Here is a 15,426-nt window from a genome sequence, read left to right as displayed (position 1 = left end):
AGGGGCGGCGGGGGCGAAAACACTCACCCCCACCCCCACCCACCTACGCAAGGAGCCACGTTGCACTACCGCGAGCACTTCGACCGGCAGGTCACCGTCGAGGACGTCTGGATCCCCACCCGCGACACGCACACCCACCTGCACGCCCGCATCTGGCGCCCCACGGACGCCGAAACGGCCCCCGTCCCCGCCCTCCTCGAATACCTCCCCTACCGCAAGACCGACTGGACGGCCCCCAGGGACGCCCAACGCCACCCCTGGTACGCGGGCCACGGCTACGCCTCCGTCCGTGTCGACATCCGCGGCCACGGCGACAGCGAGGGCACCCCCGGCGACGAGTACGACGCCCAGGAACTCGCGGACGGCGTGGACGTGGTCAACTGGCTGGCGCAGCAGCCCTGGTGCACCGGCAAGGTCGGTATGTTCGGCATCTCCTGGGGCGGCTTCAACGCCCTCCAGGTCGCCGCCCTCGCCCCCGAACCGCTGAAGGCGATCGTCACCGTCTGCTCGACGGACGACCGCTACGACAACGACGTGCACTACATGGGCGGCGCAGTCCTCGGCGTGGACATGCTCGCCTGGGCGGGCACGATGCTCGCGTTCGCCTCCCGCCCGCCGGACCCCACGAGCGTGGGCGCGGACCGCTGGCTGCCGATGTGGCGCGAGCGCCTCGAAGCCCTCGAACCCTTCCTGCACACCTGGCTGGCCCACCAGCGGCGCGACGACTACTGGCGGCACGGCAGCGTCTGCGAGGACTATGCGGCGATCGGCGCGGCGGTCCTCGCCGTCGGCGGCTGGAACGACCCGTACCGGGACACCGTGCTGCGCCTCGTGGAGCACCTGCCCGACGACCGTGTACGCGGACTCGTCGGACCCTGGTCGCACCAGTACCCGGACCGCGGCCTGCCGCCCGGCCCCGCGATCGGCTTCCTCCAGGAGACGCTGCGCTGGTGGGACCAGCACCTGAAGGGCGAGGACACGGGCATCATGCGTGAGCCACTGCTGCGCGCCTGGCTGAACGACCCGGTTCCGCCGTCCACTTCGTACGACGTGCTGCCGGGCAGGTGGGTCGGTGAGCAGAACTGGCCGTCCCCGGCGATCAGTTGGGACGAGCGGCCCCTCAGCCGGGCAGCCACCCCCGTCCTCGTGCGCTCACCCCAGCACACCGGTCTCGACGCCGGCCGGTTCTTCCCGTTCGGCAACGCGAGCGATCTGCCGCCCGACCAGCGGGAGGAGGACGGCCGTTCGGTGTGCTTCGACTCCGAGCCGTTGGTGGAGAGGGTGGAGATTCTCGGCCGACCCCGCGTCCGGCTCCGCCTCGACAGTGCCGCGCCCCGCGCCCATGTCATCGCCCGGATCTGTGACGTGGCCCCCGACGGCTCGTCCACGCTCGTCACCCGCGGTGTCCTCAACCTGCTCAGCAGGCACGGGCGCGACCGGGCCGTGGAGTGGACCCCGGGGACGTACGAGACGGTGGAGTTCGAGCTGAACGGTGTGGGGTACGCCTTTCCGCCGGGGCATCGCGTCAGGGTCGCCGTCTCCGACACCTACTGGCCCTGGGTGTGGCCGCACGGCGAACGCGGTGAGCTGACCGTGCTGCCCGCCGAGAGCGCCGTACTCCTCCCCGTACGGGATCCCGCGTCCGACGCGGGCCGCGCGCCGATCCGTTTCGAGGAGCCCGAGCAGGCCGTGCCGCTGGCCGTCGAGCACGAGCGGGCCGCCGACCCGGGGCCGGAGCGGCTGGTCACGCATGACGTGGCCGAGGGGGAGTGGACGCTGGAGGTCGACCCCAACTACGGCGGCTCACGGGTCTACCCCGACGGACTGCGGTACGAGGAGAGTGCCCGCGAGACGTACCGGATCCGCTCCGACGACCCCTTGTCCGCGCGGGCGGTCTCCGAGTGGACGATCCGGCTGCGGCGCGGCGACGACTGGGACGCTGAGATCATCACGCGTACGGAGCTGCGGGCCACGGCCACGGAGTTCATCATGGACAGCCGGATGGAAGCACGGTCGGACGGAGAGACAGTGGTCAAGCGCGCATGGCACCGCACCACCCCGAGGACGTCCGCGTGAAGGCCGCGAAGACGCCCCGCCGTGCGGTTGCCGCGGCCGACCGCACGCGCCAGCCCACCGAGGTCCGCCGCCGGCTCATCGTGGAGGCGGCCGTGCCGCTCATCGCCGAGCGCGGCTACGCGTCCGTGGGCGTACGGGACGTCGCCGCCGCGGCCGGGGTGTCGGTGGGCACGGTCACCTACCACTTCGGCTCGGTCCAGGAGATCCTCTCCGAGGCCATGGTGCTGAACATCGAGCGCTACTACGCGGCCCTGAACGAGGCCGCCGAGGAGGCGTCCGGCGGTGCCGAGGCACTGCGGCTGCTGATCGACGCGCTGTTCACCGAGGACACCGACCGGCACTGGCGGATGTGGTTCGACTACTGGAGCGCGGGCGACCGTGACCAGGACCCCGAACAGGCCTTCGCGGGCGGTCAGGCCAAGCGGTACGAGGACTGGCACGGCCAGATCCGCGCGCTGGTCGAACGGGGCGTAGCCGACGGCGAGTTCGTCTGCGCCGACCCGGCCGGGTTCACCGTCCGTTTCGCCGCCCTCTCCGACGGCCTGGCCCTGCAGCGGCTGCGCCAGGCGCCGCCGCTGAGCACGGAGGACGCGCGCCGGCACATGTACCGGCTGGTGGAGACGGAGCTGGGGACCGGCGGACGATGACTTCAGTCCGCCGCCGAGAGCACGGCACCGGTGATCGCCCGGGTGATGCGCAGGATGCCGGGGGAGCGGACCGGGCAGGGCTTGGGCGTCGACGTGGTGGGTGCCAGGCAGAAGTGCAGGTAGTCGTCGTCGCGGTGCAGGGCGGTGCGGTCACTGCCCGGTTGCGTGCAGTACGGCCCGTGCTCGCGTTCGTACGCGGTGCACGGCAGGTACTGCGTCCACGTGTAGCGGGCGGAGGGTGCGCTCACCGCTTTGCCGGCGTCCGCAAGCAGGTCCCCGGAGGCGGCGGCCTGCTTCTCGTAGACCGCGTTGACGCGGCGGACGCGGTCGGGCGTCATCGGGTCCGGCCCCTGCAGCACCCAGACGACCTTCGCTCCGCCCGCGGCGCCCTCGATCTGGTCCGTCAGCCGCCCGGCGTCGGCGCTGTAGCGCGCGAAGTACTCGGCCCGCTTCTTGTCGTACGTGATGCCGTCCATGCAGGGCGTGTAACCCCAGGCGTTGCCCCAGAACTGGAGCACCACGAAGTCCGGCCGCAGCCGGCGCACCAGGGCGGCGGCCTTGTCCTTCGGCGGTACGAGGGAGTCCTCGCCGGTGCCTTCCAGGTAGTCGCACAGAGTGGTGCCGGAGTAGGGGGCGCTGGTGTAGCGCGCCCCGGCCTCGTCCCGCAGGAGTCCGCCGAGGACCTTCTGGTTCTCCATGGCGAGGGAGTCACCGAGGTAGAGGACGGTGGGGCGCTCGGCGGGAGCTCCTTCAGAGCCGGCTCCATCGGTGTCCGCTCCACCGGTGTCGGCTCCACCGGTGTCGGCTCCTGCGCTCGCCCCGGGTGTGGCGGCCGGGCGCTGATGCGTGGTCGAGGCCGTTCTCGGGGACGAGGGCGTGGACGCGGTCCCGGGCTCCGACGAGGGATCCCCGCACGCGGTGAGCAGCAGTAGTCCCGCCAGCACTCCGCCGATCCACGGCCTGCTCATACGGCAACTCCCGCCCCAGCCACCGAAAACGGCCCCCAGACAAGCACAGCGGGCCGCAAGGCGGAAGAGCTGAGGCGTCCGGCACCTGCCGGGACCGGCTGTTCAGGCCTCCGATTCCCCGGCCGCCCGCGTCACGGCCGCGAGCACCCGGTCCGTGTCGGCCCCGGACGTCCGCCAGTTGCTGAACGCGGCCCGCAGCGCATGGGTCCCGTCCAGGAAGGTCGGTGTCAGGAACGCCTCGCCGGACTCGGCGACCGCCCGGCCCAGCGCGTGCACCCGCTCCTCGGTGGCGGACCCGGCGAGGGTGAAGCAGACGACGTTCAGCCGCACCGGCGCGAGCAGGCGCAGGCCCGGCACGCGGGCGATCCCCTCGCCGAGCCGCCGGGCCTCGGCCACGTTCCGCTCGACGATCTCGCGATGCCCCTCGCGGCCGTACGCGGCGAGCGAGAACCAGGCCGGAAGCGCGCGCAGCCGACGCGAGTTCTCGGGCGTGAGATGCACGAAGTCGGGCTCCCCCGTGGGCAGTCCGAGGTACGGCGACGCGTTGTGGAAGACCCGCACCTGCAGCTCCCGGTGACGGGTGAACTGCACGGCCGCGTCGTACGGGACGTTGAGCCACTTGTGCAGATCCACGCAGACCGAGTCGGCGGCGTCGATGCCGTCGGTCAGGTGCGCGTGCTCGGGGGACAGCGCGGCGAACCCGCCGAAGGCGGCGTCCACGTGCAGCCAGAAGTCGTACCGTTCCTTGAGTGCCGCGATCGCCCGCAGATCGTCGAAGTCGACCGTGTTCACCGTGCCCGCGTTGGCCACGACCACGGCAGGGCGTCCGTCCAGCGCTTCGAGTGCCTCGGCCAGCCGTGCCACGTCGACCGCCTCCCGGCCGCTGGGCAGCACCGGCACCGTACGCAGCCGGTCGCGGCCGATGCCCACGACGGACAGGGCCTTGGGGATGCTGGAGTGCGGGCTGCCGGAGAGCACGTCGACCGGGCCGAGCGCGGCGGCGCCCGCCTCGGACACGCGGATTCCCCTGCGGTCGCCCAGCCACTCGCGCGCCAGGGCGAGACCGACGGTGTTCGACATGGTCGCGCCGGTCACGAAGGCGCCGCTGTGCGCCTCGCCGAGCCCGAACAGCTCCCGCAGCCAGCCCAGCGTCTCCCGTTCCAGAGCCGCCGCCGAGGAACCGTCCCCGCCGGCGGCGTTCTGGTCGTAGGCGCTGGTCAGCCAGTCCCCGGTGACCGCGGCCGGGGTCGCGCCGCCGGTCACGAAACCGAGATAGCGGGGTCCCGCGGTGGCGGCGAAGCCGGGCGCCCACGATGCGGCGAACCGGCTGAGGGCGCCCTGCGCACCCGCACCCTCGGTCGGAAGGGGCCGCGGATCCGGCGCCTTGTCCCGCTGGACCACGGGCCGTGCCTCGATCTCCGCCACCTCGCGGGCGGCGAAGTCACGGGCGGACTGGAGAAGTTCGGGGAGCCGGGAGAGATCGTCGGCGAGTACGGGATGCATGGCGGCAGCGTAGGCGGGAGGCCGAGGGGCGAGCAGGGGCCAATCGCGGAGAACTGGCCCTGTCGCCACCTCGGGAACCGCTGCCGTACCGAATGACCCGGTTCAAGATCATGTCACCGTTTCGTTCCAGCCGGTCCGCCACCACAACCGATCTCCCCCGGTGCGTGTCTAGCTGGCAGAGATCGACCGGATCGAAGCAGAACCGAAGAGGAAAGGCCTGGTCATGGGGGACATTCGCAGACGGACAGCCGTCGCACTGGGGATCACCGGGATGGTGGTGCCGCTGACCGTCGCACTGGGCGCGGCGCCCGCGCAGGCGGCGAGTTGCACCACGTCGAGCGGCCCGTATCAGAAGCAGGTCGAGAAGTTCCTCGGCCGGCCGGTCGACGGCAAGCAGTCCACCGCCGACTGCAAGGCGATCAAGGCCTTCCAGACCAAGCACGGCATCACCCCGAACATCGGCTACGCGGGCTCCGTCACCTGGGGCGTGATGAACCTGATGAACAAGCAGAAGGCCGTCGGGACGAACCCCAACAAAGACGGCAAATGCCCGGTCAACAAGGGCCGGATCGCCTGTGTGAACCTGACGCTCCAGCTCAGCTGGATCCAGGACGGCAAGACCCTCGTGTACGGACCGGTGCCGGTGCGCACGGGCCGCAACGGCTACGAGACCCGTACCGGCCTGACGAAGATCTACTGGCGGCACATCGACCACGTCTCGTCGATCTACGACGTGCCCATGCCCTACAGCCAGTTCTTCGACGGCGGCCAGGCCTTCCACTCGGTCGGCGTGAGCATGTGGAACCCGCCCGGCTCGCACGGCTGCGTCAACATGACGAAGACGACCGCCAAGAAGTACTGGTCGCTCCTGAAGAAGAACGACGACGTCTACGTGTACGGCCGCAAGCCGGGCACCTGACCGGCCCGGTCCGGCCGTTCCCGGGAACGGCCGGACCGTACGGAAACGTCACGCCTGAGGCGCGTCCCCGAAGTCCGGGATCTCAAGGCGGGCCCCGCCCTGCCGCGCCGACTCGTGCGCGACGATGCCCGGCAGGGTGTAGCGGGCGGCCACCCACGCGTTGACCGACGGCAGGGTCCGGGTGTTGACGGCGGTCACGAAGTCGTCCACCAGGAAGTGGTGGCTGCCCTCGTGGCCGTTGTGCAGGTTCTCGAACTCCTTCGGCAGCCGCGACCGGTCGTGCACCGGAGCCGACCCGGAGGTGAAGGCGGCCCGCAGCTCCGGCGCGATGTGCTGCAGCGAGGGGTCGTCGGGGGACATGGTGGGCTTGGGCTCCAGGAGCTCGCTGATGTCCTTGACCCCCTTCTTGTCCTGCCAGAAGGCCACCGTGGCGAGCTGCTCCATGCTGGCGTCCGTCCCGAAGAACCGGAAACGGGACTCCCGGATGTGCGAGGGATAGCCCACCCGCCGGAACTCGTTGGTGCGGAACGAGCCGCCGCCCGCGACCTCGAACAGCGCGGTGGCGTTCGAGAAGTCGTTGCCGAACTGGCTGATCTCCTCGTCGAAGACCCCGTCCCCGCGGTCGTCCCTGACCCCGATCGCGGACACGCTCACCGCGTGCGTCTGCCACGCCCCGAGGACCCCGCCCACCGAGTGCGTGGGGTACAGCAGCGGGGGATAGCTGGCGGTCGCCTTCCAGTTCTCGCCGCCGCTGTACTGGTAGGCCTCGTAGAACCCGAGGTCCATGTCGTGCACGTAGTCGCCCTCGGCGTAGAAGAGCCGGCCGAAGGAGCCGTCCGCGATCTGGTTGCGGGCATGGACGGTCGCCGGGTTGTACTGGCTGGTCTCACCCATCATGTAGGTGAGCCCGGTGGCCCGTACCGTGTCGATGATCGAGGCGATCTCCTCCTGGGTGATCGCCATCGGCACCGCCGAGTAGACGTGCTTGCCCGCGTTCAGGCCCTGGATCACCAGCGGGCCGTGGGTCCAGCGCTGGGTGAAGATCGCGACGGCGTCCACCGCCTCCGACTCCAGCATCGCCTGGTACGAGGGGAAGGTGCCCGCCAGCCCTTCGGCGGCGGCCAGCTGCTCGGCGCGCTCCGGCAGCAGATCGGTGACGTACACGTCGCCGACACCCGGGTGGGCGAGGAACAGCTTCGCGAACTGGCCGGAGAACTGGCCGGCGCCGACGATGCCGAGGGAGAACGTCATGGAGTGTGTGCCTTTCACTGTCCGTGTCACTGTCCGGGTCACTGATTGATCCGGCGGCCGTGTCTCTGTCCGGGTCACTGGCCGAGGATGAAGTTGATCTGGTCGTTGGTCTTGGTCAGGCCCTTCACCGGGGCGTTGTTGGCGAAGACGTCCTGCATCGCGGGGCGCATCAGGGCGTACACGTCCGCCGCGTAGTCGGTGACGGGGAAGGAGAACGTGGTGAAGTCCTTCTTGTCCGCGACCGGCCCGGTGAACGCGGACACGTCGATGTCCTTCTTCTTGTACGCGGCCACGGCCGCCGCGGTACCGCCCGGGGTCGCGGGGAAGACGATGCCGTAGCCGCCGACGGTCTTCTGGCACTCGTCGGAGGCCAGGTAGCGCACCCACTTCTTCGCGCCCGCCTTGTTGTGGGCGTTCTTGGTGATGGAGTCGGCGAGGCCGTTCATCATGGTGGCCCGCTTGCCGGTCGGACCGGCCGGGGTGACGGCCGTGCCGACGTCGAGTCCCTTGGTGCCGTAGTACGTGGAGATCATCCAGGCGCCGTCGAAGGCGGTCGCCGCCCTGCCGGAGGCGACCTGGGCGTTGGGCGGGTTGGCGCCGTCGGTGTAGTCGGTGAACGGGGCGAGGTACCCCTTCTCCGCGAGGCCGAAGTACCAGTCGACCACCTCCTGGAAGGTCTTGCTGTCGTACTGGTACTCGGTGCCCCAGCGCACCTTGTCCGTGTACTTCCAGCCCGCCGAGGCGGCGAACGGGCTCCAGGTGGTCTGCCCGTCGCTGTCGCCGGCGCCGCCGGTGGCGAGTCCGTACACCTTCACGTTGTTCTTGTCGAAGCCCTCCTCGTCGCCGCGCTTGCCGTTCCTGTCGACGGTCAGATGCGCGATGGCCTTCTCGAAGGTGCCGCCGTCCTCGGGGTTCCAGGCGAGGCCGCCCATCTCCTCGGCGGCCAGCCCGGCCTTCTCGGTCAGCTTCTTGTTGTAGAAGAGGGCGACGGTGTCCCAGTCCTTCGGGGCGCCGTAACGGTGACCGTTCCGGCCGGTCCAGTTGGCGGCGAGCCCCGGCTGGTAGGCGGACTCGTCGATGCCCAGGTCGTCCAGCGGTTCGAGCACGTTCAGGTCGGCGAACTGCCCGAACTTCTGGATGTGGTCGGTGAACACGTCCGGCTCGGTGCCCGCGATGAAGCTCGCGGTGAGCTTGGTCCAGTAGTCGGCCCAGCCCATCTGTGTGATCTTCACGTCCAGGCCCGGGTTCCGCTTCTCGAAGTCCTTGGCGCAGGCCTGGTAGGCGGGCAGCTGGTTGGAGTCCCACAGCCAGTACGTCACCGTGTCCGAGCCTGCCCCGGCGGCTCCGCCCTGTGCGCAGCCCGTCATCAGGGACAGCGCGAGTGCCCCGGTCAGTGCCACGGCCGTACGCGTACGCATTCGCATGCCCGTCCCCTTACTTGATGCCGGTGAAGCTGATGGTGCTGACGATGCGGCGCGCGAAGAAGCCGAAGAGCACGAGCATCGGGAGAGCGGCGATGAGCGTCGCCGCCATCAGACCGGACCAGTCGTAACCGGTCTGCGGTGTCTGCGCCCGGAAGATGGCCAGGGCGACGGTGAGCACCCGCGAACTGTCGCTGTAGGAGACCATCAGCGGCCAGAAGTAGTCGTTCCAGGAGGTGATGTACGTCAGCACGCCCAGGGTGAGGACGGGCGAGGACGCCATCGGCAGCATGACGCGGAAGAAGATCCGGATCTTCCCGGCCCCGTCGAGCAGTGCCGCCTCCTCCACCTCCCGGGGCACGTTCATGAAGAACTGCCGCATGAAGAACACCGCGAACGGGGTCATGAACATCGTCGGCAGGGAGATGCCCAGCAGGCTGTCCACCAGGCCGAGTTGTTTGATGAGGACGAAGTTCGGCAGCAGCGTGAAGATGGTGGGCACCATCAGCCCGGCCAGGAACAGCCCGAACACCTTGTCCCGGCCGCGCCACCGCAGCCGGGCGAAGGCGTACGCGGCCATGGCGGAGAAGAGGATCTGGCAGACGGTGATCAGGGTGGACACGATCACCGAGTTGAGCAGATAGCGCCAGAACTTCAGCCCGCCGCCCGAACCGCCCTGGGCGATCGCCTCCTCGGTGGACTGCAGGCCCAGCGCCCGCTCGAAACCACCGGTCGTCGGGTCCACGGGCAGCACGTCACCGGGGTGGGCCGCGAGCGCCGTGTTCGAGGACAGCGCGGTGCGCAGGATCCAGTAGAACGGCAGCAGGGTGATGAGGACCATCGCGGCCATCACCGTCCAGGCCAGGACCTTCCCGGGAGAGAGCCTTCGGCGCTGTGGCCGTACCTTCGTCGTCGTTGCCGTCACGGCGGTCATGTCGGTCGCTCCCTTCGTCAGCCGAGGTCGGTCTGACCGGCCCGGGTGAGCCGGTACTGGAGGATGGTGATCGCGCTGAGCACGACCAGGAGCGCCACGGACATCGCCGAGGCGTAGCCGAACTGGAAGCGGCCGAACGCCGAGCCGTAGATGTAGAACTGGAGCACGTTGGTGGCGTTCGCGGGACCGCCGTTGGTCGTCACCGCCACCGTGTCGAAGACCTGGAACGAGCCGATCACGGTCATGATCAGCACCACCGCCAGCACCGGTCGCAGCAGCGGCATGGTGATGCGCCAGAACATCCGCCACTCGCTCGCGCCGTCGACCTTCGCGGCCTCGTACATGTCGTTCGGGATGGCCTGCAGTCCGGCAAAGAGCAGCAGCGCGGTGTAGCCGACGTGCCGCCACACGTTGATCAGCGCGATCGTCGGGATCGCCCATGTCTCGTCCGCCAGGAACGGGATGCGGTCGAAGCCCAGGCCCGCGATGATCTCGTTGCCGATGCCGAGCTGGGTGTCGAGCATCCACAGCCAGACGATGCCCGCGACGACGTTCGACATCAGGTACGGCGTGAGCACGACCCCGCGCAGCACCGCGGACTGGGTGAGGCGCTGCAGGAGGACGGCGATGGCCAGCGCGGAGACCGTCTGGATGCCGATGTTGATGAACACGTACTCGACGGTGACCTTCAGCGAGTCCCAGAAGATGGGGTCCTTGACCATGCGCCGGTAGTTGTCGAGGCCGACCCACTCGGCCGGGGTCAGCAGATTGAAGCGGGTGAAGCTCAGATAGATGCCGCGCAGGGTCGGCCAGAACAGGAAGACCAGGAAACCGAGCATGGCCGGCGCGATGAACAGTGCCGCCAGGGCCCCGTCACCGCGGCCACCGCCGTCACGTTCTCGCTTCCTGCCGCTCCTCGGCTGCGGAGCTGTCCCCTCGACGCCGCGCGGTGACAGACGCGACGGTGGGCTGCTTGAGGCGACGGTCATCGGGAGACTCCCTCGTCTGCGGCTCGTCCTCGGGCCCCACTTACTTTTGGGCCGAAAGAATCCAGCCGTCAAGAGGTCTGCGCATAACTTTTTCTTCCAGGATCCGATGGGCTTACGTGGCCGATGGTGGCATGATTACTTCTGCACCGAAAGAAACGACGAGGGGGTCGGTCATGACCGCACGCGCCGCCAGCTGGCTGCCGCTCAGTCCCGGTGAACGCTCCGTGGCGATCGAGGTCCTCACCCGCGGCCCCCTGTCGCGCAGCGACATCGCCCGCCGGCTCGACCTGTCCGCGGGCAGCCTGACCCGGCTCACCAAGCCGCTCATCGAGTCGGGCCTGCTGGTCGAGGTCCCCGAGGGCAGCACGCTCCCCGACACCGAGGTGCGCCAGGGCCGGCCCTCCCAGCCCCTCGACATCGTCGCCGAGTCCCGCACCTTCATCGGCTTCAAGATCACCGAAGACATGGTCTACGGGGTCGTCACGACCCTCAGGAGCGACATCGTCGCCCGCCACGACCTGCCCCTGACCGGCCACGACCCGCAGCACGTGGTGGACGTGCTGCGGGCGGTCACCGATGAGTTCGCCAGGGAGTTCCCCGGCCTCGCCGGGATCGGCATCGGACTGGGCGGGCGCGCCTCGGACCGCTCCGTCGTCGACGAGTCGGCCTTCCTCGGCTGGCACGACGTCCCGCTCGCGCGGCTCCTGGAGGAGCGCACCGGACTGCCGGTGGTCGTCGAGAACGACGTGAACGCGCTCGTCGAGGCCGAGAGCTGGTTCGGCGCGGGCCGCGGCCTCGACCGGTTCGCGGTCCTCACCATCGGCGCGGGCCTCGGCTACGGCCTGGTCAGCGGCGGCAAGCGGGTGGTGACCGCCGAGGACGGACGCGGGGTCGGCCGCTTCTGGATGGTGAACCCGAACGGCCCGCTCACCCCCGAGGGCGAGCGCGGCAGCGCCATCTCCCTGCTGACCATCCCGAGTATCCGCTACCAGGTGCGGGCCGCCACCGGCCGCGACGTCACGTACGACGAGGTCCTCGCACTGGCCGCCGGGGGCGAACCCCTGGCCGCCCGGGTCGTCGACGAGGCGGCGCGCGCCCTGGGCACCCTCGTCGCGCAGATCGCCAACTTCGCGATGCCGCAGAAGATCCTCCTCGCCGGTGAGGGGGTGGGCCTGGTCGACGTGGCCGGTCCGGTGGTCGAGCAGGCGGTCCTGGCCAACCGCCATCCGCAGGCCGACCCGGTCAACCTGGAGACCAAGGTGTCCGACTTCCACGACTGGGCGCGCGGCGGCGCCGTACTGGCCATCCAGACGCTGGTCCTGGGCTCAGGTACGGGAACTTGACGCCGTGGCCCTTGTCACAGCCGCCGGAAGGCGGTAAGGATCACAGTCTCTACTCACATGGTCTTCACGCTCAGCCCCGTATGATTCACGCTATGTCCACCACTCACCGTCGTGCGCCGGGAGCCACGCAAAGATCAGCCGCCGAGGTCAACGAAGAGATCCGGGCCCTGTGGCTCCGGGCCGGCGGAACACTGAGCGGTGAGCAGCGGCGGGACTACCAACGACTGGTTCTGGAATGGGCGGCGGCAGCCCCCCGGCCCGACGCGCAGGTGGCCTGACCGACGGTCCTGTCAGCCCTTCATCGCCCCCTGCAGCAGTCCCGCGATGAAGCTGCGCTGGAAGACGACGAAGAGGATCAGGATCGGCAGCATCACGATGATCGTCCCCGCCGCCAAGGTGGGGATGTCCGTGCTGTTCTGACCGACGAAGAACCCGAGACCCGCGGGCGCCGTGTGCTTCGTGGTGTCCTGGATGAGGACCAGCACCAGCAGGAACTGGTTCCACGACCACATGAAGACCAGCAGCCCGAGCGTCATCAGGGACGGCCGGGCCAGCGGCAGCAGGATCCGTACCAGGATCGTCGCCGACGAGGCCCCGTCCATCCGCGCCGCCTCCACCAGTGACATGGGCGTCGACAGGAAATGCGTACGCATCCAGAACACGCTGAACGGCATGAACAGCGCGATCTCCACCAGGATCACACCCAGGTACGAGTTGGTCAGCCCGAGGTTGCGCAGGTCGAAGTAGAGGGGCACCACGATCAGTTCGACCGGGATCGTGAGGCCGGCGATGAAGAACGCCGCCATCGCGTTGCCCCCGGGGAGCTTCATCGTGCCCAGCGCGTACCCGGCCAGTGCGGAGAGGACCAGACAGGCCGGTACGACACCGACGGCGATGATCAGACTGTGCCGGATGAGGTCGGAGAACCCGGCCACCGACCACGCCGTCTCGTAGTTGTCCCAGCTCCACCGCTCCGGCCAGGTCAGCCCCACCACCGGCGTGCCCGCGGGCTGGAGCGAGGCGAGGAAGACACTGAGGAACGGGATCACGACGACGATCGCCATGACGGTCAGCAGCGCATAGCCGGACCAGCGTTCCGAGCGCGCGACGGTGTTCATGTCCGATCCCTCGACAGTCGGTTGATGAGGTAGACGATCGCGAGTATCAGGACGCCCAGGACGACGGCCAGGGCGGCGGCGAGCCCCACCTTGCCCTCCGAGAACGCCAGCCGGTACACAAGGAGACCGGGAACCGTCGTCTGCTCGCCGGGACCGCCGTTCGTCGTCACGTACACGATGTCGAAGCTGGCCAGCGCGGCCACCGTCGTCACGGTCATGGCGACGGCCAGTTCACCGCGCAGATGCGGCAGCGTCACGGACACGAACTCCCGGACCGGGCCCGCCCCGTCGATCCGGGCCGCCTCGTACAGGCTGGGGTCCACCTTCTGCACACCGCTGAGGAAGAGCATCATGCACAGCCCGCTCAGCACCCAGGTGCCGACGAGCCCCACGGCGATGAGCGCGAAGTCGAAGTCGCCCAGCCACGCCCGCGCCACACCGTCCAGGCCCACCGCGCGCAGCGCCTGGTTGACCACGCCGTCGTCCCCGTACAGCCACCGCCAGGTCACGCCGACCGCGACGAGCGGCACGACCTGCGGCAGCATGAACAGGAAGCGGTACGCGCCCATGCCGGGCCGCCGGTACCGGGCCAGCAGGCCCGCCGACAGCAGGCCGAGCACGATCGGCACGAGGGAGAAGAACACCACCAGCACCAGGGCGTTGAACACCGTGCGGCGCAGGATCGGGTCCTGGAAGATCTCCGCGTAGTTGCCGAGCCCGACCCATTCGCCGAGCGTGACCCCGTCCCACTCGAACAGCGACAGATACGCCGTGTGCAGGGCGGGCAGCACCGCGAAGGCGACGTAGAAGGCGAACGCGGGCAGCACGTACACGTACCCGCGCCACCGCCTGCGTGCCTCCCGGCTGCGGACGGGCGGCCTACTCCCCATGATGGTCCTCCCACTCGTCCTGAAGAGAGTCGAGGTAGTCGGCAGGCGTCACGCGGTCCGAGATGAGCTTCTGGACACCGGAGCGCAGCCGGTCGAGCATCGCGGGCGCGGCGAAGTCGGGGAAGGTCGTGATGCCGTCGTCGGCGACGGCCCGCCGGTGCCCCTCCGCGATGTCCGCGAGCACACCCGTCGGCTTCTTCACGGCGTCGGGGTTGGGCGGCATGAAGCCGTTGTCGCTGATGATCTGGCCCGCCTCGGGAGAGGTCAGGAAGTCGAGGAACGCGCCCGCCGCCTCGGGGTGTTCGGTCTTGGCCGACACGGCGTACGACACGCTGAACCCCGAGGCCACCGTGGGGGAACCGGGCTGTACGCCGGGCATCGGGAAGAACCCGACGTTGTCCCCCATGACGGTGGCGAGCTGCCCGGCCGCCCAGTTGCCGTTGATCAGGAAGACGCTGTCGCCCTTGGTGAACTGGGCGGTCGAGTCGACCTGCGCGGTGCCGTTCGCGGACTCGTTGTAGTAGCCCTTGCGACCCCAGTCGATCATGTCCTCGCTGGCCTCGACCGCGGCCGGATTCTCTATCGTGGCGCCCTTCTGGCCGTTGACCCAGTCCCAGTACTCGTCCGTGGGCATCAGCTGGTTGAGCAGGGCGGCCCACAGATGCAGTCCTCCGGAGTCGAGCGCGCCGACCCCGAGCGGGGTGAGGTCCGCGTCCTTGGCCGCGGCGAGCTGCTTCTCGAACTCCTCCAGCGTCTTCGGGGGAGCGTCCATCCCGGCCTTCGCGGCGAGTTCCTTGTTGTAGTAGATGCCGGTCATGGACAGTCCGGCCGGGACCCCGAAGAGGGCACGCCCGCCGGTCGCCTCGCTGGTCTGCCCGGCCGTGAGCTGGTCGAGACTGACCGGGGGAATCGCCTTGTCCCAGCCGTACGCCTCCCGGTAGGGCGCCAGATCGAGGATGTGGCCGTCCGCCGCGAGGTCCGTCATGCCGACCGCGTACTGCGCGATGTCGGGAGCGGTGTCGGAGGTCATGGTCAGCTTCAGGTTCTGCACGTAGTCCGAGAACGTCTTGTACTGCGGCTCCACGTCGATGTCCGGGTGGTCCTTCTCGAACGCGGCGATCAGCGCGTCGACCATCAACGGGGCGTCGGCGAACTGCAGATGCAACGTGACGTCCCCGCCCGGCACGGCGGTCGACGACGGCACGCTGGTCGGGCCCGGCACCGCCGTCGCGCTGCCCGGGGTGAGCGCGTCGCACGCCGCGAGCGGGATCACGAGGGCGACGGCGCAGACCGTCGCGGCGATGCGGCGGCGCACCCGGTGTGTGCTGTCCATCATCGGCCTCCTTGCGTGGCCTCGTCGGTCGGAT

The 15,426-nt window shown here is 69.6% G+C and carries 14 protein-coding genes; 5 read left to right on the top strand and 9 right to left on the bottom strand.

Translation table 11 applies throughout. The features are described from left to right. The first annotated feature begins 60 nt into the window (after positions 1–60). Together C6Y14_RS24650 and C6Y14_RS24645 are read left to right on the top strand one after the other, a co-directional pair. Positions 61–2,076, top strand: a complete 2,016-nt coding sequence (locus tag C6Y14_RS24650) for a CocE/NonD family hydrolase (protein WP_107019003.1) — start codon at positions 61–63, stop codon at positions 2,074–2,076. Then, on the top strand, positions 2,043–2,723 hold the full coding sequence (locus tag C6Y14_RS24645) for a TetR/AcrR family transcriptional regulator (protein WP_107019002.1): 681 nt from the start codon (positions 2,043–2,045) through the stop codon (positions 2,721–2,723). Before C6Y14_RS24650 ends, C6Y14_RS24645 begins: the two co-directional genes overlap by 34 nt. A gap of 2 nt (positions 2,724–2,725) precedes the next feature. On the opposite strand, the gene C6Y14_RS24640 is transcribed toward C6Y14_RS24645, so the two are convergent. Then, positions 2,726–3,691 carry a hypothetical protein gene (locus C6Y14_RS24640; protein WP_107019001.1) on the bottom strand — a complete coding sequence of 322 codons (966 nt, stop codon included), beginning with the start codon at positions 3,689–3,691 and terminating at the stop codon, positions 2,726–2,728. 102 nt (positions 3,692–3,793) lie between these two features. After that, positions 3,794–5,194 carry a pyridoxal phosphate-dependent decarboxylase family protein gene (locus tag C6Y14_RS24635; protein WP_107019000.1) on the bottom strand — a complete coding sequence of 467 codons (1,401 nt, stop codon included), beginning with the start codon at positions 5,192–5,194 and terminating at the stop codon, positions 3,794–3,796. Between the two features lie 223 nt (positions 5,195–5,417). On the opposite strand from C6Y14_RS24635, the gene C6Y14_RS24630 reads away from it, so the two are divergent. Next, complete coding sequence (locus C6Y14_RS24630; RefSeq protein ID WP_107018999.1) at positions 5,418–6,113, top strand: L,D-transpeptidase family protein; 696 nt, start codon at positions 5,418–5,420, stop codon at positions 6,111–6,113. Between the two features lie 48 nt (positions 6,114–6,161). On the opposite strand, the gene C6Y14_RS24625 is transcribed toward C6Y14_RS24630, so the two are convergent. The 4 genes from C6Y14_RS24625 to C6Y14_RS24610 form a co-directional block, all read right to left on the bottom strand. After that, a complete protein-coding gene (locus C6Y14_RS24625; RefSeq protein WP_107018998.1) occupies positions 6,162–7,364 on the bottom strand; it encodes a Gfo/Idh/MocA family protein in 1,203 nt (400 codons plus the stop codon). Between the two features lie 74 nt (positions 7,365–7,438). Then, a complete protein-coding gene (locus tag C6Y14_RS24620) occupies positions 7,439–8,782 on the bottom strand; it encodes an ABC transporter substrate-binding protein (RefSeq protein WP_199854854.1) in 1,344 nt (447 codons plus the stop codon). Positions 8,783–8,798: 16 nt separating this feature from the next. Further along, positions 8,799–9,719, bottom strand: coding sequence for a carbohydrate ABC transporter permease (locus C6Y14_RS24615; protein WP_107018997.1), 921 nt, complete (start codon positions 9,717–9,719; stop codon positions 8,799–8,801). A gap of 17 nt (positions 9,720–9,736) precedes the next feature. Then, complete coding sequence (locus tag C6Y14_RS24610; protein ID WP_107018996.1) at positions 9,737–10,708, bottom strand: carbohydrate ABC transporter permease; 972 nt, start codon at positions 10,706–10,708, stop codon at positions 9,737–9,739. A gap of 173 nt (positions 10,709–10,881) precedes the next feature. Between C6Y14_RS24610 and C6Y14_RS24605 the strand changes: the two genes are divergently transcribed. Together C6Y14_RS24605 and C6Y14_RS24600 are read left to right on the top strand one after the other, a co-directional pair. Then, positions 10,882–12,051 (top strand): ROK family transcriptional regulator, encoded by a 1,170-nt coding sequence (locus C6Y14_RS24605; RefSeq protein ID WP_107018995.1) that lies wholly within the window; start codon positions 10,882–10,884, stop codon positions 12,049–12,051. A gap of 80 nt (positions 12,052–12,131) precedes the next feature. Beyond that, on the top strand, positions 12,132–12,329 hold the full coding sequence (locus C6Y14_RS24600; RefSeq protein WP_107018994.1) for a hypothetical protein: 198 nt from the start codon (positions 12,132–12,134) through the stop codon (positions 12,327–12,329). A gap of 12 nt (positions 12,330–12,341) precedes the next feature. Here C6Y14_RS24600 and C6Y14_RS24595 read toward each other — a convergent pair whose 3' ends face one another. From C6Y14_RS24595 to C6Y14_RS24585, 3 genes are read right to left on the bottom strand one after another with little or no spacing between them, the layout of a single operon-like run. Next, a complete protein-coding gene (locus C6Y14_RS24595) occupies positions 12,342–13,169 on the bottom strand; it encodes a carbohydrate ABC transporter permease (RefSeq protein ID WP_107018993.1) in 828 nt (275 codons plus the stop codon). Continuing rightward, positions 13,166–14,059, bottom strand: a complete 894-nt coding sequence (locus C6Y14_RS24590) for a carbohydrate ABC transporter permease (RefSeq protein WP_107018992.1) — start codon at positions 14,057–14,059, stop codon at positions 13,166–13,168. The genes C6Y14_RS24595 and C6Y14_RS24590 overlap by 4 nt, the downstream gene beginning before the upstream one ends. Beyond that, a complete protein-coding gene (locus tag C6Y14_RS24585; RefSeq protein ID WP_107018991.1) occupies positions 14,049–15,395 on the bottom strand; it encodes an ABC transporter substrate-binding protein in 1,347 nt (448 codons plus the stop codon). The genes C6Y14_RS24590 and C6Y14_RS24585 overlap by 11 nt, the downstream gene beginning before the upstream one ends. Positions 15,396–15,426: the final 31 nt, after the last annotated feature.

The sequence above is a fragment of the Streptomyces dioscori genome, from assembly GCF_003024195.1.
Lineage (GTDB): Bacteria > Actinomycetota > Actinomycetes > Streptomycetales > Streptomycetaceae > Streptomyces > Streptomyces dioscori.
Note: the sequence above shows the minus strand (reverse complement) of the source record. Positions and strands in the feature narration are given on the sequence as shown.